Here is a 20,910-nt window from a genome sequence, read left to right on the forward strand (position 1 = left end):
TTACACGCGACGGCGTGACGCTGCCCATGGCCGTCAAGCCCACGGCGACACCGAATTTCGAAGCGCTGCGGGCAGCAGAGTCTTATGATGGGATCAGCTTCTATGAGCATCAAAGTTGCGCTGGAGCACCGCACCAGTTACACCTTTGACAAGCTGGTGCAGGTTTATCCGCACGTTGTGCGGCTGCGCCCAGCACCGCACTCTCGCACCCCCATCGAGGCTTATTCGTTGCGGGTTGAGCCAACCGAGCACTTCGTCAACTGGCAGCAGGACGCGCTGGGAAACTTCATGGCCCGGTTGGTCTTTCCCAAACCAATGCAGCACCTGACCATCACCGTCGGGCTGATCGCCGACCTGAAGGTGATCAACCCGTTCGACTTCTTCATCGAAGAATGGGCCGAAACCTGGCCGGCCGAAGGCCTGACCTACCCCAAGGCACTGGCCGATGACCTCAAGCCGTACTTGCGGCCGGTCGACGAGACCGGCGAGGAGTCCGGCCCCGGGGACCTGATTCGGGCTTGGGTCGCCAACTTCAGCGTGCCCGAGGGCACCCGCACCATCGACTTCCTGGTCGCGATCAACCACGCGGTCAACGCCGACGTCGGGTACAGCGTGCGGATGGAACCCGGTGTCCAGACACCGGATTTCACGCTGCGCACCGGCATCGGATCGTGCCGCGACTCGGCGTGGTTGTTGGTGTCGATCCTGCGCCAATTCGGGTTGGCCGCCCGGTTTGTGTCGGGCTACCTGGTCCAGCTGGCCTCCGACATCGAGGCCCTCGACGGACCCTCGGGCCCCACGGCAGACTTCACCGACCTGCATGCCTGGACCGAGGTCTACATTCCCGGTGCGGGCTGGATCGGGCTGGACCCGACCTCGGGGCTGTTCGCCGGTGAGGGCCACATTCCGCTCGCGGCCACGCCCCACCCCGCCAGCGCGGCTCCCATCAGCGGGGGCACCGGCGTGTGCAACACGGTGCTGGAATTCTCCAACACCGTCACCCGGGTGCATGAAGACCCGCGGGTCACCCTGCCCTACACCGATGAGGCGTGGCAGACGATCTGCGATGTAGGCCGCCGTGTGGACGAACGCCTGGCGGCCGGTGATGTCCGGCTGACCATGGGCGGCGAGCCCACCTTCGTGTCGGTGGACAACCAGACCGATAAGGAGTGGCGCACCGCCGCCGACGGTCCGCACAAGCGATCACGGGCATCCGATCTGGCCGCGCGCCTCAAGGCCCGGTGGGCTCCTGAGGGGTTGGTCCAACGCAGCCAGGGCAGGTGGTATCCCGGGGAGCCATTGCCGCGCTGGCAGATTGCGCTGTATCGGCGCACCGATGGACGTCCGCTGTGGACCGACCCCACGCTGCTGGCCGATCCCTGGCTGGACCCGCCGACTCCGGTCGATTCCGACGCCGCCCACCAGGTGCTCAGCGCATTTGCCGAGGGAATGGGACTGCCCCTGTCGCAGGTACGCCCGGCCTACGAGGACCCGCTGGCGCGGCTGGCGGCCACGGTGCGACTGCCGTCCGGCGACCCCGTCGACCCGATCGACGACCTCGACCCCGAAACCGACTCCGACACCCCTGTCGGCCGCGCCGAGCTATTGGCCCGCCTCGACGCCTCGGTCACGTCCGCGGCCGCCCACGTGCTCCCGCTACACCGCCGCGAGGACGGCTCGGGCTGGGCCAGCGCGGACTGGCGGCTGCGCCGCGGCCGGCTGGTCTTGATCGAAGGGGATTCACCGGCCGGGCTGCGGCTGCCCCTGAACTCCATCAGCTGGCAACCGCCGCGGACATCCTTTGACGTCGACCCGGTGACGGTGGGGTACGCACTGCCGGAACCCGCCACCGCCGAGGCCGTGGATGCGGTGCTTGACGACTCCGAAAATGCGCCGCCGACCGCGATCGTCGCCGAGGTTCGCGAGGGGCTGCTGTACATCTTCATCCCGCCCACCGAAGCGCTTGAAGACTTCGTGGACCTCGTCACCCGCATCGAGGCCGCGGCGGCGAAGGCCAACTGCCCGCTGGTGCTCGAGGGTTACGGCCCGCCACCGGACCCGCGGCTGGAATCGACGACGATCACCCCCGACCCGGGCGTCATCGAGGTCAACGTCGCACCGACCGCCAGCTTCGAAGAACAGCGCCAGCAACTGGAAACGCTGTACGAAGAAGCCCGGCTCGCCCGGCTCTCCACCGAGTCGTTCGACGTGGACGGATCCCACGGCGGCACCGGTGGCGGCAATCACATCACGCTGGGCGGCGTCACGCCCGCGGACTCGCCACTGTTGCGCCGCCCGGATTTACTGGTGTCCTTGCTGACCTACTGGCAGCGGCACCCCTCTCTGTCCTACGTGTTCGCCGGGCGCTTTGTCGGCACCACCTCCCAGGCGCCGCGAGTCGACGAGGGCCGCGCCGAGGCACTGTACGAGCTAGAGATCGCATTCGCCGAAATCGCTCGGCTGTCGGCTGGCGGTGCGGCCAAGCCCTGGGTGACCGATCGTGCGCTGCGCCATCTGCTGACCGACATCACCGGCAACACCCATCGCGCCGAGTTCTGCATTGACAAGCTCTACAGTCCCGAAGGCACCCGCGGCAGGCTCGGACTGCTAGAGCTGCGCGGTTTCGAGATGCCGCCACATCTGCGCATGGCAATGGTGCAGTCGCTGCTGGTGCGTTCGCTGGTGGCGTGGTTCTGGGAGCAACCGCTGCGCGCTCCACTGATCCGCCACGGCGCCAACCTGCATGGGCGATATCTGCTGCCGCATTTTTTGATCCACGACATCGCCGATGTGGCCGCAGACTTGCGAGCCAACGGCATCGACTTCGAGACCAGCTGGCTGGACCCATTCACCGAATACCGCTTCCCGCGCATCGGCACCGCCGTGTTCGACGGTGTCGAGATCGAGCTGCGCGGGGCGATCGAGCCCTGGAACACCCTTGGCGAGGAGTCGACCGCCAGCGGCACTGCCCGTTACGTCGACTCATCGGTCGAGCGCCTCCAGATCCGCGTGATCGGGGCCGACCGCCACCGCTACGTGGTCACCTGCAACGGCTACCCGGTGCCCCTGCTGGCCACCGACAACCCTGATATCCACGTCGGTGGCGTGCGATTCAAGGCCTGGCAACCGCCCAGCGCGCTGCACCCGACCATCTCCGCCGACGGGCCGTTGCAGTTCGAGCTCATCGACCTGACCGCCGGAACCTCTCGCGGCGGGTGCACCTATCACGTCACCCATCCCGGCGGGCTCTCCTACGATGAGCCACCCGTCAACGCTGTCACAGCGGAGTCGCGCCGCGCCCGGCGTTTCGAGGCAACCGGCTTCACTCCGGGCAAACTCGACTTGTCCGACATCCGAGAGAAGCAGGCTCGGATGTTCACCGATATCGGCGCGCCTGGCATTCTCGACCTGCGACGCGTGCGTACCGTGCAACAGTAATGGTCCTGCAATCCGGCATCGAATTGACGCGTGATGGTACTTGGCATGAGTAGGCCGGCGGCTGTTGCCGCCGCCGAACCCTACGACGTCGACCGGCTGCTGGCCGGCTACCGCACCGCGCGTGCTCAGGAAGCACTGTTCGATGTGCGCGACAGCCCGGGCATCGGTTACGACGAGTTCGTCGACGCCGACGGCAATGTGCGGCCGGCCTGGACCGAGCTGGCCGACGCGGTCGCCGAACGCGGGCGAACCGGCCTGGACCGGCTGCGTTCGGTGGTGCACAGCCTGATCGACCACGACGGCATCACCTACACCGGAGTCGATTCCGGGCGCGAGGATCACGGCGTGCACGGGCTGGAGCCCGGACCGTGGCGTCTGGACACGCTGCCGCTGGTGGTGTCCGCTCAGGACTGGGAAGTTCTCGAAGCCGGACTCGTGCAACGGTCGCGCCTGCTCGATGCGGTGCTCGCGGACCTGTATGGCCCGCGCAGGTTACTCACCGAGGGTCTGCTGCCATCCGAACTGGTCTTCGGCCATCCCGCCTATGTGCGCGGCGCCAATGGCATCGAGGTGCCTGGGCATCATCAACTTTTCCTGCACGGCTGCGACATCAGCCGGATACCCGACGGCAGCTACCAGGTCAACGCCGACTGGACCCAGGCGCCTTCGGGAGCCGGCTATGCGCTGGCCGACCGGCGCGTGGTCGCCCACGCCATCCCCGATCTGTACGAGAACATCGCGCCCCGGCCGACCACGCCGTTCGCGCAGGCGTTGCGTCTGGCGCTGATCGATGCGGCGCCCGACGTCGCCCAGGACCCGGTGGTCGTGGTGCTCAGCCCGGGCATCTATTCGGAGACCGCGTTCGACCAGGCCTACCTGGCTACACTGCTGGGTTTCCCGCTGGTAGAGAGCGCGGATCTGGTGGTCCGCGACGGCAAGCTTTGGATGCGCTCGCTGGGGACGCTCAAACGCGTCGACGTGGTGCTGCGCCGGGTCGACGCCGCCTACGCGGACCCGTTGGATCTTCGTGCCGATTCCCGGCTCGGCGTGGTGGGTCTGGTCGAGGCGCAACACCGCGGTGCCGTGACCGTGGTCAACACGCTGGGCAGCGGCATCCTGGAGAGCCCCGGCCTGATGCGTTTCCTGCCGGGGCTGGCCGAGCGCCTGCTGGGTGAGGAACCGATGCTGCAGAGCGCGCCCATGTACTGGGGTGGCATCGCCACCGAGCGTTCCCACCTTTTGGCGAATCTGTCGTCGCTGCTGATCAAGTCCACCGTCGGGGGAAGACCCGGGTCGGGCCGACGCTCTCATCCGCGCAGCTGGCCGAGTTGGCCGCGCGAATCGAAGCGATGCCCTGGCAGTGGGTGGGACAGGAGCTCCCGGCCTTCTCCTCGGCGCCCACCGATCACGCGGGTGTTCTGTCTTCAGCCGGGGTTGGCATGCGGTTGTTCACCGTCGCACAGCGCAGCGGTTACTCGCCGATGATCGGTGGCCTGGGCTATGTCCTGGCACCCGGACCGGCCGCGTACACGCTGAGATCGGTTGCAGCAAAAGATATTTGGGTCCGCCCGACCGAACGCGCCATCGTCGAGACCGTTGCGGCGCCGGTCACCGGCCCGATTGTGCAGCCGATATTGGAGCCGTCGGCGCTGGTGCCGATCAAGACCGGTGCGGGCACCCTGGGGGTCAGTTCCCCTCGCGTGCTCTCCGACCTGTTCTGGATGGGCCGCTATGGCGAGCGCGCCGAGAACATGGCCCGCCTGCTGATGGTCGCCCGCGAGCGCTATCACCTGTTCCGACACCATCAGGACACCGAGGAATCCGAATGCGTGCCGGTGCTGATGGCCGCGCTCGGCAACATCACCGGGACCGATACCGGGGCCGCCAACGACCACGCCGAAATGATCGCCGTCGCTCCCTCGATGCTGTGGTCGATGACGGTGGACCTGGAGTGGCCGGGCTCGCTGGTTCAGTCGGTGGAGGGACTGGCGCTGGCCGCACGGGCGGTGCGCGACCAGTTGTCCAACGACACCTGGATAGTGCTGGCCGACGTGGAACGCGCCGTCACACTCAGGTCGGATCCGCCACAGTCGCTGGCCGAAGCCGATGGGCTACTGGCCGAGGCCCAGGCGCAAACGCTGGCCGGGATGCTCACCCTCTCCGGGGTGGCCAGCGAATCGATGGTGCGCGACGTGGGCTGGACCATGATGGACATCGGCAAGCGCATCGAACGGGGCCTGTGGCTGACCGCGCTGCTGGCGGACACCCTAACCACGGTGCGCGGCGTCGTCGCCGAGCAGACCATCATCGAGTCGACGCTGGAAGTCTGTGAGTCGTCGGTGATCTACCGGCGCCGCACCGTCGGAAAGTTCAGCGTTACCGCCGTCAATGAATTGATGCTTTTCGACGCGCACAATCCGCGTTCGCTCATCTACCAGTTGGAGCGGCTGCGGGCCAATCTCAAGGATCTGCCCGGCACCTCGGGCTCCTCGCGCCCCGAGCGAATGGTGGATGAGATCAGCGCCCGGCTACGCCGGTCGCATCCGGCCGAGCTGGAAGAAATCACCGACGGGCGGCGCACCGAGTTGGCCGAACTGTTGAACGGCATCCACGTTTCGCTGCGCGAGCTGGCCGAAGTCATCACCGACACCCAGCTGGCCCTGCCCGGCGGCATGCAGCCGCTGTGGGGGCCCGAGGAACGACGGACGATGCCCGCCTAAGCAGGCGGACACGAGGCCCTCCCCTAACCGCTGAGTGCGGCGGGACCGCACGGAGCTTGCGTCACCTGGTCGACGACCGTATGGACGAATCGCATCTTCTCCAGGACCGCGACCGGTAGCACAAATGGATACAGGTCATCGTGCCCCATGGACCGGTTGACCATGTTCAACGACCACGACAGCGGCAGCCACATGTCGATGATGGTGGGAAAGGCGCTGGGGCCCAACGCCGGCCGATCAAAGGTTGCCGATGCCGGCGCGAAACCGCACCAGGCCGCCGTGTCCAGGGTGTCGCGGATGTGCAGGTAATGCGCGAACGTCTCCGCCCAGTCCTCGGCGGGATGCATGGTGGCATACGACGACACATACCGTTCCTGCCAATTCTCCGGGGCGCCGTCGCTGTAGTGCCGGTCTAGCGCAGCCTGGTAGTCGGCGTCCAGGTCCCCGAACAACTCCCTGAATCGCGCCAGATGGTCATCGGAGGGGGCAATCAGCCGATAGAAGTAGTAGTGCCCGATCTCGTGGCGGAAGTGGCCCAGCAGGGTGCGGTAGGGCTCCTCCATCTCGACGCGGAGTTGTTCGCGGTGCACGTCGTCGCCCTCGGCCAGATCCAGGGTGATGACTCCGTCTTCGTGCCCGGTGATCACATTCTCGTGGGCACTGGACAGCAGCCGGAATGCCAGTCCGTAGGCGGGATCCTCGTCACGTCCGATGATGGGCAACTTCAGCTCGTGCAGTTCGGCGATCAGCCGCCGCTTGGCCGCCTCGGCGCGGGCGAACTCCGTGAGTCCCACGGTGTCGCCGTCGTGGGGCCGCAGCACGGTCAGTACGCAGGACTCGCACAGACCGTCGCGCTGACCGACTGGAACCAGCCAGTTGCATTCGGCCAGGTGCAGGTTCTTGCACAGCTGGTAATCGTCGGCGGCCACCGCGCCGGCGTGTTCGCTTTGGTCGCGCCCGGTGATGACCATCAGCGCCATCTGGTCCAGGGAGAAGCCCAGCGCGCTGCCGCACGACAGGCACGCGGAGTTCTCGAAGGTCAGGCGCTGGCCACAGTTGGGACAGTGGAAATCACGCATCGAGCACATCACCTTCGAACGGCACCACGTCCACACCGACGTCGATCACGCTGTGTTCCGAATTGGTGTAGATGATGCCGCGCACCGGCGGCACATCCGCATAGTCCCGGCCCCGGCCTACCACGATGTAGCGCTCATCGACCAGCTGGTCATTGGTGGGGTCCAGCCCCATCCACTCGAACTGGCCTGGTTGTTGGGGTGTCCACACCGCTGCCCAGGCGTGGGTGGCGTCAATACCGATCATCCGATCCTTTCCCGGCGGTGGGTCGGTGGCCAGATACCCGGACACGTAGCAGGCCGCCAACCCGTTGGCTCGCAGGCAGGCGATCGCCAGCCGCGCAAAGTCTTGGCATACCCCTTCGCGCGCCTGCAGAACCTCATTGACTCGGGTGGAAACCGTGGTCGACCCGGATCGGTAGGTGAAGTCGTTGTAGATCCGCGTGGTGAGATCGCGCAGCGCCTCCACCAACGGACGTTCCGGCAGGAAACTGACGGCCGCGTACTCACGTACCTCGGCGGTGATCTCGGCGGGATCCAGGTCCAGCGCGAAGTCGACGGCCAGCGCCCCTTGCATGCCGCTGGGCCGGGCCGCTTCCCAGGGCAGCAATGCCGGCCCGCTGGTGTAGAGGCCGGAATCCGGCGGTGCCACGTCGACGATGGAGTCGCTGGTGATGCCCAGCACCCGGTGCGGTTCGGTGACATGGAAATAGGAGCTGATGTTGCCGTAGGTGTCGCGGCTGGTGGAGCTGTCCGCCGGCGTCGGATCAATGGTGATTTGGTGTGTGACGCAACGCTGCCGCAGCGAATCGCGTGGGGTCAGAAACCCGCGTCCGTAGGAGCTGGTCACGATGTCCGAGTAGCGGTATTCGGTGCGGTGCGTGACGCGATAGCGCTTGGTGTCCGGGGAGCCGAACAACGCGTCGGAAAGCAACGACAAGAGCTGACTCCTGACTTCTCGACCGTCAACCACGGCCACCACACCGGTAATAGCAAGGCTGATCACAACACATCTGGGTCCGGTGCAGGCGAATGCGCCACCGAGCGCACCTCATCCGGAGCACAATCAGCATATGGCGACCTGGAGCGATGTCGCGCGCATCGTCAGTGAGCTGCCGCTCACAGAAGAGCGATCTGCGCACAACTGGCGGGTCGGCAAGAAACCGTTGGCGTGGGAGCGACCGCTGCGCAAGTCCGACTTGGCGGCCTTGGCGGCCTCCGGCAGGCAACCACCAGACGGCGATATTCTCGGCGTCCGGGTGGCCGACGAAGGCGTGGAGTTCGCCCTGGTCGCCGACGAGCCGACGGTGTACTTCACCACCCCACATTTCGACGGGTATCCGGCGGTGCTGGTGGTGTTATCCGAGATAGAGGCGATAGGCCTCGAGGAGCTGCTCACCGAGGCCTGGCTGACGCAGGCGCCGAAAAGGCTGGCAAAGGAGTTTCTGACGGGGTCAGCCAAGTCCTGTTGACGTTCCTCAATGGTCGCCGCCGGGTACGTTGATGACCCGCTGTAAATCGACTCCGCATGCGTCCACGATGTCGGCGAGCACCACCTCGGTGCGGTCGCGAGCCTGCGATAGCAATTCTTGGGCCCGATCGCGGGCAGCGGCGGCATGGGCGATCGCGGCCGCTGGTTCGTCGTCGGCGACGGCCAGCGCGGCGGCCAGTTCGGCCAGCGCGATGCGCACCGGGCGCGGTACCTGTTGCTCAGGAAGTCGGGTGATGGCGCGGACCAGATTCAAGACGCCGCTGACCAGCATCCCCAGTCGCGCCGATTGCCGCTCGATGTCGGCAATGGCGTCGCGGGCGGCCCACCGCCGGGGCGCCCGCCGCGACACCAAGACCGCCGTGGCGCGGGCCTCGATCAGCCCACCAAGCTGGTTGTGCAACCGGTCGAAGGTGGCCAGCAGCCAGTCCGGAGCGGCGCCGCCGGGATTGTCGATGAACTTGATCACCTCGACCAGGGTGTCGTGCAGGGCGGCCAGCGCGCCGGTACGCGCGTCGCGCAGTATCCGCACCGGATCGGCCGGGAACAGCAACATCGCGACCACCAGCGCCAATCCCCCGCCGATCAGCGCGTCGAAGAGGCGCTCGGCCACCACATCGCCGGTGGGGGCGAACACCAGGACCAGCACCGCGGAAACTGCGGTCTGGTTCACGAACATCAGGCCCTGGGCGACGAAGCCGCGCACGGCCAGGACCGCGACCGACAATGCGGCGAACACCGCCACGCCCATCGCGGTTGAGCCGGTGCCCAGGACGGCTTGCACGCCGGCACCCACAACGATGCCCAGCGCCACCCCGCCAACCATCTGGACGGCGCGTCGCGCGCGCAGCACCGTTGGTCGCCGACATGCACACCGCGGCCGAGATCGGTGCGAAGAACGGCTGCGGGTGGTCGAGCACATCGTGGGTGAGAAACCAGGCCAGGCCGGCGGTCACCGACGCCTGCGTGATCGGCCACAAGGCGGTGCGCAGCTGCCGGACGGCCGCGAGACTTCCGTCGGCCGCCCTGGTCAGTAGCGAAATCTCCACGTCGTGTCGGGTACCCCGGTCAGGCCCGCTGCAGCTCGAACAGGGGGATTACCCGGCTGGTTTTCGCTTGATAGTCGCCGAACCCCGCGGCGGCGGCGGCCACCTTCGGAAAAAGCTCGTCACGCTCTGCCGGGGGCAGTTCGCGGGCGGTCACGTCGAACGCGTCGGTACCCACCTCGACGTGTGCACGCGCGTCGGACCTGAGGTTATGCACCCAGGCCGGGTCGACATCGGCACCGGCGGAAGGAACCGACGATGAACATCTTGCCGTCGATGCGCAGGTACACCAGCGGCGCCAGCCGAGGCCGCCCGGACTTGGCCCCGGTGGTTGTGAGCAGCAACAGATCCGAGCCGGCGAACGGGCCGCCCACCTTGCCCCCATTGGCCCGGAACTCATTGACGATGTTGCTGTTGAACGCCTTGATCGTCTCGGCGTCGGGGATCCCTCGCGTCATGTCCCCTCAACTTGTTTGGGCTTGGCGTCTATTCCAGCCTCCTTGCGCTGCTGGGCGGTGATCGGCGCGGGGGCCTCGGTAAGCGGGTCGACACCGCCACCGGTTTTGGGGAACGCGATCACATCGCGGATCGAATCGGCTCCGGCCAGCAACGTGCTGACCCGGTCCCACCCGAACGCGATGCCGCCATGCGGCGGGGCGCCGAAGGTGAAAGCCTCCAGCAGGAAGCCGAACTTCTCTTCGGCCTCAGCCTTGCTCAGACCCATGACCGCGAACACCCGCTCCTGAATGTCGCGACGATGGATACGGATCGATCCACCCCCGATCTCGTGGCCATTGCAAACGATGTCGTAGGCATCGGCCAACACGCTGCCGGGGTCCGATTCGATACGGTCTTCGAGCTCTGGCTTGGGCGCGGTAAACGCGTGATGCACCGCCGTCCACGCGCCGGATCCAACGGCCACGTCGCCGGAGGCGGTGGCGTCCTCGGCGGGCTCGAACAGGGGCGGATCAACCACCCAAACGAACTCCCAGGCGCTGGGGTCGATCAGGTTGAGCCGCTCGGCGATCTCGATGCGCGCCGCCCCCAGCAGCGCCCGCGACGCCTTCACCGGTCCCGCCGAGAAGAAGATGCAGTCCCCCGGACTGGCGCCCACGTGAGCGGCCAGTCCGTCACGCTCGGCATCGGTCAGGTTCTTGGCCACCGGGCCGCCCAGCGTCCCGTCCTCGCCGACCAGCACGTAGGCCAGCCCGCGGTGACCGCGCTGTTTGGCCCACTCTTGCCAGCCATCCAGCGTGCGCCGCGGCTGCGAGGCTCCGCCGGGCATCACCACCGCGCCGACGTAGGGCGCTTGGAACACCCGGAATGTGGTGTCTTTGAAGAACTCTGCGCACTCCACGAGTTCGAGGCCGAACCGCAGGTCGGGTTTGTCGGACCCGAACCGGCGCATCGCGTCGGCGTAGCTGATCCGTGGGATGGGGGTCGGAATCCGGTAGCCGATCAGCGCCCACAGCGCGGTCAGGATCTCCTCGGAGACCGCGATGATGTCCTCGACGTCGACAAAGCTCAATTCCATGTCGAGCTGGGTGAACTCGGGCTGGCGATCGGCCCGGAAGTCCTCGTCGCGGTAGCACCGGGCGATCTGGTAATAGCGCTCCATCCCGGCCACCATGAGCAGCTGTTTGAACAGCTGCGGGCTTTGCGGCAGCGCGTAGAACATGCCCGGGTGCAGCCGGGCGGGCACCAGAAAGTCGCGGGCGCCCTCCGGGGTGGAGCGGGTGATCGTCGGTGTTTCGATCTCGACGAAGTCGTGTCCGGCCAGCACCGCGCGGGCGGCGGCATTGACCTTGGAACGCAACCGAATCGCCGATGCCGGACCGTCGCGGCGCAGGTCGAGGTAGCGGTATTTCAGCCGCAACTCCTCCCCTGCGGGCTCGTCGAGCTGGAACGGAAGTGGCGCGCATTCGCCGAGCACCGTCAATGAAGAGGCGTTGACCTCGATGTCGCCGGTCGCGATCTCGGGGTTGGCGTTGCCTTCGGGACGGATCTCGACGACACCGGTGACCGCGACGCAGAACTCGGCACGCAGCCGATGCGCCTGGGCCAACACGTCGGCTTCGCGGAATACGACCTGGGCAATGCCGGAGGCGTCGCGCAGGTCGATGAAGATGACGCCGCCATGGTCGCGGCGGCGGGCCACCCAACCGGCCAGCGTCACCTGTCGCCCGGCATCGCTATCCCGTAATGCCCCAGCGGCGTGGCTACGCAGCACAAACACTCCCCTTCACCCGGCTTTGGAACGACCTAAAACGACTGCTCAGTCTAGAGGACCGGGCCACTGGCCCACCCAACCCGGTACTTTTGGCTGCATCGCACCCAGAATCGCACTCGTAGGCCCCGGCGCCGTCGGCACGACGGTCGCCGCGCTGCTGCATGCCGCGGGGAACCCGGTGCTGCTGTGCGGCCACACGGCTCGCGACAGCATCGAGCTGCGGCCCGACGGGGCATCTCCGATCGTGGTGCCCGGTCCGGTACACACCGACCCGCAGCAGCTGTCCGGACCGGTCGATGTGCTGATATTCGCGGTCAAAGCCACTCAGACCGGCGCCGCGCGCGAATGGCTGGCCCGCTTGTGTGGTGAGCACACCATGGTAGCCGTCCTGCAAAACGGTGTCGAACAAGTCGAGCAGGTGCAGCCGCACTGTCCGTCCTCATCCATTGTCGCGGGCAGTGTGTGGTTTGCGGCCGAGACTCAGCCGGGCGGCTGGGTACGGTTGCGCGGAGATGCCGCGTTGGTGTTGCCCACCGGGGCTGCGGCGGAGACGCTGGCCGGGTTGCTGCGTGCCGCCGGTTGCCGGGTGGACTGCGATCCCGACTTCACCACCGTCATCTGGCGCAAACTCGTACTCAATGCGCTGGCCGGACTGATGGCGCTGTCCGGGCGGCGCTCCGGAATGTTCCGGCGCGACGACATCGCCGAACTGTCTCGTCACTACGTCGCCGAATGTCTGGCGGTGGCACGCGCCGAGGGCGCGCGACTCGATGACGACGTGATCGATGAGATGGTTGATCTGTTCGCATCCGCACCCGAGGACATGGGCACCTCGATCCTGGCCGATCGAGAAGCCCACCGGCGGTTGGAATGGGACCTGCGCAACGGTGTGATCATCCGCAAGGCCCGCGCCCACGGCCTGGCGACCCCGATCAGCCAGGTGCTGGTGCCATTATTGGCCGCAGCCAGCGACGGACCCGGATAGCTGGTTAGGGTCTAGTTCATGTTCCCGTGCGAGCGCGTCGACCTGAGCTTTGTCGACCCGGATTCCGGTCAAGCGCCCTTTCTCTACCGCAACAGCGTCGACCTCGCCATCACCCCCGAGCAGCTGTTTGAGGTGCTTTCCGACGCGGAGTCCTGGCCGAGCTGGGCACCGGTGATCACCAAGGTGACCTGGACCAGTCCCCCGCCCTTCCGCGTCGGCACCACACGTACCGTCGAGATGCGCGGGGGCATGGTCGGCAACGAGGAGTTCATCGCCTGGGAGCCGTTCAGCCACATGGCGTTTCGGTTCAATGAATGCTCGACGCAGGCCGTCGCGGCGTTCGCCGAGGATTACCGGGTCGAGGTCATCCCGGGCGGTTGCCGACTGACCTGGACCATGGCGCAAAAGCCCGCCGGCCCGGCGCGGCTGGGCATGATGTTGTTCGGTCCGCTGCTCAACCTGGGATTACGGCGCTTCTTACGCAAACTGCGCAGTTACACCGACGCCCGGTTCGAGGTGCCGCAGCAACGTTAGGCTGGTGCCGCCCGGGTAGCCCAGCGCCCAGCCCGACGGCGGGCCAGATTTGGAGCGTGCGATGACCTTTAACGAGGGTATGCAGATCGACACCAGCGCCACGTCATCCTCGGGCGGTGGCGGGTTTGGCCGGATGGCCATCGGCGGCGGCATCGGCGGCCTGTTGATCGTCGTGGTCGCGATGTTTCTCGGTGTCGATCCGGGTGGCGTGCTGAGCCAGCAACCCATGGACGACCGCGACGTGGTGGCTCCCGGATTCGACCTGAGCCAGTGCAAGACGGGCGCCGACGCCAACAAGTACGTGCAGTGCCGGGTGGTGGCCACCGGAAACTCTCTGGACGCGGTATGGACGCAGCTAATGCCCGATCGGTACACGCGCCCGCATCTGCGCCTATTCAGCGGCCAGGTCAGCACCGGGTGCGGGCCGGCCAGCAGCGAAGTCGGCCCGTTCTACTGCCCGGTGGACCAGACGGCATATTTCGACACCGACTTCTTTCAGCTGCTTGTCACCGAATTCGGTTCCAGTGGTGGGCCGTTCGCGCAGGAATACGTGGTGGCCCATGAATACGGCCATCACGTGCAGAACCTGCTGGGCGTGCTGGGCCGCGCCCAACAGGGAGCCAAAGGCGCCGGGGGCAATGGCGTGCGCACCGAGTTGCAGGCCGACTGTTACGCGGGGGTCTGGGCACACTATGCGTCTACCGTCCGGCAAGAAAGTACCGGCGTCCCCTTCCTGGAGCCGTTGAGCGACAAGGATATCCAAGACGCGCTCTCAGCCGCGGCATCGGTGGGCGACGATCGCATCCAGCAGCAGGTGGCCGGACGCAGCAACCCCGAGACGTGGACGCACGGCTCCTCGGCGCAACGGCAGAAGTGGTTCACCGTCGGGTATCAGACCGGCGACCCCAACAAATGTGACACCTTCAGCGCCACCAACCTGGGCTAGAGATCGGTTGCCCAATAACGCAACCGACGCCGACCAATCGCTTCGCGGCTCAGCAGCCGGCTAGTAGGCGGCCCAGCTTGGCCCGTCCGTGCTCGTCGAGCGGCAGCAACGGCGGGCGCGGATCCCCGACCGGGAATCCGAGCAGCCCCAGACCGGCTTTCACCGTGGTGGCCAGCCTGCCCGCGACGATGAACTCCAGCAGCGGCTTGAGGTCGTCGTAGAGAATCTGGGCCTTCTCCAGATCCCCGGCGCACACCGCTTCGTACAGATCGATGCATGGCTGGGGCCACAAGTTGGGTGCGGCCGTGCACCATCCGGCGGCACCAACTTTCAACGCGTCGAGCACCAGCGGGTTGGAGCCGTTGTAGAACGGCAGCCGGCCGCCACTGAGTTCGGCGATGCGCCGCATCCGGGACAGGTCGCCGGTGGACTCCTTGACCATGGTGAGGTTGTCGATGCTTTCAAACATCCTGACCAACAGTTCGGGGCGCATGTCCACACCGCTGGTGGCCGGGTTGTTGTAAGCCATGATCGGGATGGTGATGGCGTCGCCAACGCTGCGGTAGTGCTGGAAGATCTCGTGTTCGTTGAGCTTCCAGTAGGACACCGGCAGGATCATCACCGCGTCAGCACCGACGTGTTGCGCGTAGCGCGCGCGCCGAATGGTCTTGGCAGTAGTGACATCCGAGACGCCCACGACAACGGGTAGCCGGCCGCTGACCGCCGCGACCGCGGTGTCAACCGCGGTATCGAACTCGGCCTCGTCGAGGTAGGCCAGTTCCCCGGTGCTGCCCAGCGCGGCGATCGCATGGACTCCCGAGCACACCAGCCGATCGACAAGTGCCGCCAGCCGGCGCGCATCGACGTCGCCCTCGGCGGTAAAGGGCGTGACCGGGTAAGCGATGATCCCGTGAATCGTGGGCGCACCAGGTTCTGCCATAGCTGGCTCCTTTGGCTTTGGTGAACGGATTGACCAATCAGCTGCTCAGCGCATCGGGGTGACGGGCCAGTGCGCGACGCGCGTAGTAGGCAAAGTTCGCCCGGCTGCGGGAAGGTGTCAGGGTCCAATCGTGAGCCTCGCGGGCCAGTTGGTCCGGTAGTTCGGCGATTGTTCCCGCACTCATGGCCGCCAGTTGCAGTTTGGCGGCGCGTTCGATCAGGACCGCCAGCGTGCAGGCCTCCTCGATGCTGACGCCGGCTATCAACTGCCCGTGGTACGCAAGAAGGATCGCCTTCTTGTTTCCCAATGCGGCGCTGATGATCTCGCCTTCCTCGTTACCCACCGGCACGCCTGGCCAGTCGGCGAGGAAAGCGCAGTCGTCATAGAGCGGCGTGGTGTCCATGTGCGAAACGACCAGCGGCACCTTCAGCATCGACAACGCCGCGGTGTGGAACCCATGGGTATGAACGATGCACTGCACGTCCGGCCGTTCGCGGTAGATCCAGCTGTGAAATCGATTTGCCGGGTTGGCCATTGCGGAGCCCTCGAGAACATTGAGGTCCTCGTCGACCAACAGCAAGTTGTCTTCGGTGATCTCGTCGAATCCCAAGCCGAGTTGTTGGGTGTAATAGGTGCCGGGCCGCTGCGCACGCGCGGTGATCTGCCCGGCCAGACCGGAATCGTGGCCGGCGTCGAACAATGCCCGGCAGGTCAACGCGACCTTTTGCCGGGTGGTCAGCTGAGATTCGGGCGTCTGGGCATCGAGGCGTTCCTGGGCCCGTCGCATCAATTCGGACTTGGAATCGGAGAAAGTGGTTGCCATCCGAGGCTCCCTTGCATAGCGTTGATATGACACGATAGTAGCACTATAGGAAACTTTGTGTCCTCGAATTTTGGCGGGTTAGGAGCTGGACAGTGACAGCACTGCTGCGCGCGGTCCGCCGGCAGCGCGGGCTCACCCTGGAACAACTCGCCCAGCGGGCCGGGCTCACCAAGAGCTACCTGTCCAAGATCGAGCGGGGACAGAGCACGCCCTCGATCGCGGTGGCGCTCAAGGTCGCGCGGGCACTCGACGTCGACGTCGGGCGGCTCTTCTCAGACGAGTCCGCCCACGAGACGATCACCGTCGACCGCGCCCACGACCGCCTAGGGCCCCAATCCGGGCGCTACCACGTGCTGGCGTCGACGCAACTTGGAAAAACCATGTCGCCGTTTGTTGTTCGGCCGACCGCCGGGCAGGACTGCGCCTCCGACGGTCCGCATCCGGAGCACACCGGCCAGGAGTTCGTCTTTGTGCACACGGGCAGCGTCGAACTCGACTACGGCGACCAGACCATCACGCTCGGTACCGGCGACAGCGCCTACTTCGACGCCTCGGTCGGCCACAAGCTAAGGGCGGTCGGCACCGAACGGGCCGAAGTCGTGGTGGTCGCGGGGGCCGAACTCGGCGGCCGGTGACTAACGGAGCGTTACCACGGCCGGGTCGAGCAGGTGACTCCGCTGCCACCGTTCTGCGACACCACCACCTGTCCGTCGACGGCGATCTCGCAGTGGAATTCGGGATTGATCCGAAGGCCACCGCTGGCCGTGACGATGGCCCACTGACTCGGGTTCTGCAGTGTGGCCGTGTAGACCAACGGTTGGCCGCCGGTGATCGGGGTGTGCACGGAGGTCAGGTATTTCGAGGAATCGGCATCAAACGCCGACTGGCTGGGCGGATCGACATTCATGTACTGAATGTTGGCGGCCAGATCGCTGGTGGTCGTGACCGTGTAAGTCACCTGATGCCCAGCTGGATCTGCATGAGCGATCGCGGGCGTAGCTACCACCGCGGCAATCGCGACCACCGCCCCCGTCACTGAGACCGCGCTCGCCCTCTTTCGCACGTTCGTCATATCGAAAACGCTACCGGATTCGTTACCGATGGCCGCGGTCCGCAATTCGTCCGACATGGCGGGTAATCGTCCCTACGGTGCAAGCGTGACCACCGCATTCGTCTTGTCCGGCGGCGCAAGCCTCGGAGCGATACAGGTCGGGATGCTGCAAGCCTTGGCCGACGAAGGCATCACACCAGACCTGATCATCGGCACCTCGGTCGGCACGCTCAACGGTGGGTGGATCGCGTCGCGGCCCGATGCTGCCGGGATTCGGGCTCTGGCCGGATTGTGGCGGTCCCTCACCCGAAAAGAGGTATTTCCCACTCAACCGGTCACCGGGGTGATGGGCTTCCTCGGCGGCGCCAGCACTTGGTCCCCAACACGGGTCTGCGGCGCATCCTCAGCAGGGAATTTGAATTCACCAATCTCGAGGATGCACCGATCCCGCTGCACGTGGTGGCCACCGACGTCATCTCCGGCACCGACGTATTGCTGTCCTCCGGCAACGCCGTCGATGCGATCGCAGCCAGCGCAGCCATTCCCGGGATATTCCCCCCGGTCAGCATCAACGGGCGTGAGCTCATCGACGGCGGTGTGGTGAACAACACCCCGGTGTCGCACGCGGTGGCGCTGGGGGCCGACAAGATCTGGGTATTGCCGACCGGCTATTCGTGCGATCTGCAGACCTTGCCAGCCTCGGCGGTCACAATGGTCCTGCACGCGATGACGCTGGCGGTCAACCACCGCCTCGCCGTCGATATCGAGCGCTTCGAGCAGACCGTCGATCTGCGCGTCATTCGGCCGCTTTGTCCGGTATCCATATCCGGAGCCGACTTCTCGCAATCGGCAACCCTTATCCCGCGCTCGCACCAGGCCACCCGCGAGTGGCTGGCGACGAATCCGGCGCGCATCGGACAGGCCGCACTACTCAAGCCGCACCTGCACTAGCCAACCGGTGTTAACCCGACTGGGGTATGAAGGCAGTAATGCCCGACGATCTGGATCAACCCGATGACCCGCAACCCGTGGGACCCAGCCGCCGCAAGTTGCTGACGACGGGTCTTGCGTCGGCCGCCGTCGGAGCGGGCATCGGCCTGGGCGGGGCGGCACTGCTGCGGCCCGGGCGCGGTCCCAGTGTCTGGTATCAGCCCGATCGCACCAGCGCGCAACCGGTTGGCGGTCTGCATCTGCAATATGGCAAGAACGCCGCCACCGAGGTCGTCGTGTCGTGGCACAGCGTTGACGCGGTCCAGAATCCGCGAGTCATGCTGGAAACCCCCGCGTCCGGGTTCGGCCGCGTCGTCAGCGCCGAGACCCGAACCTATCGGGATGCGAAGTCCAATACCGAGGTTCGCGTCAACCACGCCCGGCTAACCAACCTCACACCAGATAGCGACTACGTATACGCCGCGGTCCACGACGGCGCGGATCCACAACTGGGCACCGTGCGAACCGCGCCATTGGGGCGAAAACCGCTGCGCTTCACCAGCTTCGGGGATCAGGGCACGCCAACACTGGGCAGGTTCTCCGACGGTCGATATGTGAGCGACAACGGCGGAACGCCTGCCGCGGGCGACATCACCATCGCGATCGAGCGCATGGCCCCGTTGTTCAACCTAGTCAACGGCGACCTGTGCTACGCAAACATGGCACACGACCGCATTCGCACCTGGTCGGACTGGCTGGAAACCAACGGCCGTTCAGCGCGTTACCGGCCATGGATGCCCGCGGCCGGCAATCACGAAAATGAATTGGGCAATGGGCCAATCGGTTACGGCGCCTACCAAACCTATTTCTCGGTGCCCGACTCTGGGGCCAGCCAGGAGTTGCGCGGGCTGTGGTACTCCTTCACCGCCGGCTCGGTGCGGGTGATCAGCCTGAGCAACGATGATGTGTGTTTTCAGGACGCCGGCAGCTCCTACGTACACGGCTATTCGGGTGGTGAGCAAAGACGTTGGCTGCAAACCGAACTCGCCGCGGCGCGCCGCGACCCGGCGGTCGACTGGGTGATCGTGTGCATGCACCAGACGGCCATCTCGACCGCCGATCATTTCAACGGCGCCGACCTGGGCATCCGACAGGAGTGGCTGCCGTTGTTCGACCAATACGAGGTCGATCTCGTGTTGTGCGGCCATGAGCACCACTACGAGCGGTCACATCCGCTGCGCGGCGCGATGGACACCCAGACCCGAACGCCGATCCCCGTGGACACCCGCGGTGACGTGATCGACGCGACCCGGGGAACGGTGCACCTGGTCATCGGTTGCGGGGGGCGGTCGCTGACCAGCAACCAGTTGTTCTTCCCCGAACCCCGCTGCCGGGTCGTGACCGCGGTCGGCCCATACGATCCCGGCGAGCGGTCCCGGCCATCGATCTACGTGCTCGAGGACGCACCATGGTCGGCGTTCCGTGACCACGACAACCCCTACGGCTTTGCGGCCTTCGATGTCGATCCCGGCCAACCCGGCGGCCACACATCGATCAAGGCGACGCACTACGCGGTGACCGGGTTGTTCGGGGCGACCACGGTTGTCGACGAATTCACGCTGACCAAGCCGCGTGGTGATTAACGCCGCGTCAAAATAGGGTCGCCTGCTCGGGAACGGGCATGACCTCCGCTTCGGCGACCGGCGAGGACGGGCGCGGGGTACCGCCCAGCCGATGCTTGGCGACCAGTGGCGCCACGCGTTGCCTGAGCATGTCGCGGTAGTACGGCGGCAAGTAGGCGCCGCGCCGGTACAGCTCCCGATAGGTGCCGACGAGGTCCGGGTGCGCCCGGGCCAGCCAGGACATGAACCAACCGCGCGTCGCTCCGCGCAGATGCAGCCCGAAAGCCGTGACACCGGTAGCACCGGCCGCCGCGATCTGGCCGAGCAAGAGATCGAGGTGCGCAGCGGAGTCGGTGAGGTGCGGTAGTACCGGGGCAACCATCACATGACAATCCAGACCGGCGTCGCGGATTGCGGCGATCAGACCCAGCCGGGCCTGCGGGGCCGGCGTGCCGGGCTCGATCTCCTTGTGCAGGTCCGGGTCGGCGATGGCCAGCGACACGGCCACCGACACCGGCACCTGCCCGGACACCTCGGCCAGCAGTGGCAGATCCCGGCGCAGCAGTGCCGCCCTTGGTCAGGATGGACAGCGGGGTTCCCGATCCGGCGAGCGCGCCAATGATTCCCGGCATCAGCGCGTAACGGCCCTCCGCGCGCTGGTAGGGATCGGTGTTGGTGCCGAGCGCGACGGTCTCGCGCCGCCACGATGGCCAGCGCAACTCGCGGCGCAGCACTTCGGCGACATTGGTCTTGACCACGATCTGGGTATCGAAATCCGCACCCGAGTCGGAGTCGAGGTACTCATGGGTGGGACGGGCGAAACAGTAACGACAGGCATGCATGCAGCCGCGGTAGCCGTTGACGGTGTAGCGGAAAGGCAACGCGGCGGCGTTGGGCACCTTGTTCAGCGCGGACTTGCAGAGCACTTCATGAAACGTCATGCCCTCGAAGTGCGGCGAGCGGACGCTTCGAACCAACCCGATGCGCTGCAGCCCGGGTAGCGCTCCGTCATCGACGGGCTCCCCGTTGATCGCCAGGGCCTGGGCACACCAGCGCATACCACATATTCGAACACTAGTT

At 66.2% G+C, this 20,910-nt stretch carries 14 protein-coding genes and 5 pseudogenes; 10 read left to right on the top strand and 9 right to left on the bottom strand.

Annotation, left to right across the window (positions count from 1 at the left end):
- Positions 1 to 102: 102 nt before the first annotated feature.
- The 3 genes and pseudogenes from CKW46_RS16710 (at position 103) to CKW46_RS16720 (ending at position 6,158) form a co-directional block, all read left to right on the top strand.
- Positions 103 to 3,438, top strand: coding sequence for a transglutaminase family protein (locus tag CKW46_RS16710; protein ID WP_482052154.1), 3,336 nt, complete (start codon positions 103 to 105; stop codon positions 3,436 to 3,438).
- Between the two features lie 45 nt (positions 3,439 to 3,483).
- A pseudogene (locus tag CKW46_RS16715) lies at positions 3,484 to 4,883 on the top strand (circularly permuted type 2 ATP-grasp protein); the annotation flags it as partial.
- A 306-nt stretch (positions 4,884 to 5,189) separates the two neighbouring features.
- Entirely contained in the window at positions 5,190 to 6,158 is a 969-nt protein-coding gene (locus CKW46_RS16720) for an alpha-E domain-containing protein (protein ID WP_499019289.1), read from the top strand.
- 23 nt (positions 6,159 to 6,181) lie between these two features.
- Here CKW46_RS16720 and CKW46_RS16725 read toward each other — a convergent pair whose 3' ends face one another.
- Together CKW46_RS16725 and CKW46_RS16730 are read right to left on the bottom strand one after the other, a co-directional pair.
- Complete coding sequence (locus tag CKW46_RS16725; protein ID WP_117437468.1) at positions 6,182 to 7,237, bottom strand: zinc-binding metallopeptidase family protein; 1,056 nt, start codon at positions 7,235 to 7,237, stop codon at positions 6,182 to 6,184.
- A complete protein-coding gene (locus CKW46_RS16730; protein ID WP_015355850.1) occupies positions 7,230 to 8,174 on the bottom strand; it encodes a transglutaminase family protein in 945 nt (314 codons plus the stop codon). The genes CKW46_RS16725 and CKW46_RS16730 overlap by 8 nt, the downstream gene beginning before the upstream one ends.
- A 133-nt stretch (positions 8,175 to 8,307) precedes the next feature.
- On the opposite strand from CKW46_RS16730, the gene CKW46_RS16735 reads away from it, so the two are divergent.
- Positions 8,308 to 8,706: an MmcQ/YjbR family DNA-binding protein gene (locus CKW46_RS16735; RefSeq protein ID WP_482052155.1), complete on the top strand. Its 399-nt coding sequence runs from the start codon at positions 8,308 to 8,310 to the stop codon at positions 8,704 to 8,706.
- Between the two features lie 6 nt (positions 8,707 to 8,712).
- On the opposite strand, the pseudogene CKW46_RS16740 reads toward CKW46_RS16735, so the two are convergent.
- The 3 genes and pseudogenes from CKW46_RS16740 to aspS all read right to left on the bottom strand — a co-directional run bounded on the left by CKW46_RS16740 (position 8,713) and on the right by aspS (position 12,005).
- Positions 8,713 to 9,772 (bottom strand): annotated as a pseudogene (locus tag CKW46_RS16740) (FUSC family protein).
- 19 nt (positions 9,773 to 9,791) lie between these two features.
- Positions 9,792 to 10,227, bottom strand: a pseudogene (locus CKW46_RS16745) (nitroreductase family deazaflavin-dependent oxidoreductase).
- On the bottom strand, positions 10,224 to 12,005 hold the full coding sequence (gene aspS, locus CKW46_RS16750; RefSeq protein ID WP_012393924.1) for an aspartate--tRNA ligase: 1,782 nt from the start codon (positions 12,003 to 12,005) through the stop codon (positions 10,224 to 10,226). The pseudogene CKW46_RS16745 and the gene aspS overlap by 4 nt, the downstream one beginning before the upstream one ends.
- Positions 12,006 to 12,096: 91 nt before the next feature.
- Here aspS and CKW46_RS16755 point away from each other — a divergent pair, with 91 nt between their 5' ends.
- From CKW46_RS16755 to ypfJ, 3 genes are all read left to right on the top strand, one after another.
- Positions 12,097 to 12,984 (top strand): oxidoreductase, encoded by an 888-nt coding sequence (locus CKW46_RS16755; protein WP_252872633.1) that lies wholly within the window; start codon positions 12,097 to 12,099, stop codon positions 12,982 to 12,984.
- An 18-nt stretch (positions 12,985 to 13,002) separates the two neighbouring features.
- Entirely contained in the window at positions 13,003 to 13,518 is a 516-nt protein-coding gene (locus tag CKW46_RS16760) for an SRPBCC family protein (protein WP_015355854.1), read from the top strand.
- Between the two features lie 61 nt (positions 13,519 to 13,579).
- A complete protein-coding gene (ypfJ, locus tag CKW46_RS16765; protein WP_015355855.1) occupies positions 13,580 to 14,464 on the top strand; it encodes a KPN_02809 family neutral zinc metallopeptidase in 885 nt (294 codons plus the stop codon).
- Positions 14,465 to 14,513: 49 nt separating this feature from the next.
- Here the strand turns inward: ypfJ and CKW46_RS16770 are convergent, their stop codons facing one another.
- A complete protein-coding gene (locus tag CKW46_RS16770) occupies positions 14,514 to 15,404 on the bottom strand; it encodes a dihydrodipicolinate synthase family protein (protein WP_011739841.1) in 891 nt (296 codons plus the stop codon).
- Between the two features lie 37 nt (positions 15,405 to 15,441).
- Positions 15,442 to 16,227: an aldolase gene (locus tag CKW46_RS16775; protein WP_117437421.1), complete on the bottom strand. Its 786-nt coding sequence runs from the start codon at positions 16,225 to 16,227 to the stop codon at positions 15,442 to 15,444.
- Between the two features lie 92 nt (positions 16,228 to 16,319).
- On the opposite strand from CKW46_RS16775, the gene CKW46_RS16780 reads away from it, so the two are divergent.
- Positions 16,320 to 16,862, top strand: coding sequence for a helix-turn-helix domain-containing protein (locus tag CKW46_RS16780; RefSeq protein ID WP_012393918.1), 543 nt, complete (start codon positions 16,320 to 16,322; stop codon positions 16,860 to 16,862).
- 11 nt (positions 16,863 to 16,873) lie between these two features.
- Here the strand turns inward: CKW46_RS16780 and CKW46_RS16785 are convergent, their stop codons facing one another.
- The gene (locus CKW46_RS16785) at positions 16,874 to 17,299 is read right to left on the bottom strand and encodes an Rv2576c family protein (RefSeq protein ID WP_117437419.1); all 426 of its coding nucleotides are present in this window, start codon (positions 17,297 to 17,299) and stop codon (positions 16,874 to 16,876) included.
- A gap of 85 nt (positions 17,300 to 17,384) precedes the next feature.
- Here CKW46_RS16785 and CKW46_RS16790 point away from each other — a divergent pair.
- Both CKW46_RS16790 and CKW46_RS16795 read left to right on the top strand, forming a co-directional pair.
- Positions 17,385 to 18,229: pseudogene (locus CKW46_RS16790) on the top strand (patatin-like phospholipase family protein).
- A gap of 38 nt (positions 18,230 to 18,267) precedes the next feature.
- The gene (locus tag CKW46_RS16795; protein ID WP_117437418.1) at positions 18,268 to 19,851 is read left to right on the top strand and encodes a purple acid phosphatase family protein; all 1,584 of its coding nucleotides are present in this window, start codon (positions 18,268 to 18,270) and stop codon (positions 19,849 to 19,851) included.
- A gap of 7 nt (positions 19,852 to 19,858) precedes the next feature.
- Here the strand turns inward: CKW46_RS16795 and CKW46_RS16800 are convergent.
- Positions 19,859 to 20,888: pseudogene (locus tag CKW46_RS16800) on the bottom strand (Rv2578c family radical SAM protein).
- Positions 20,889 to 20,910 lie beyond the last annotated feature (22 nt).

The organism is Mycobacterium liflandii (assembly GCF_022354805.1).
Lineage (GTDB): Bacteria > Actinomycetota > Actinomycetes > Mycobacteriales > Mycobacteriaceae > Mycobacterium > Mycobacterium marinum.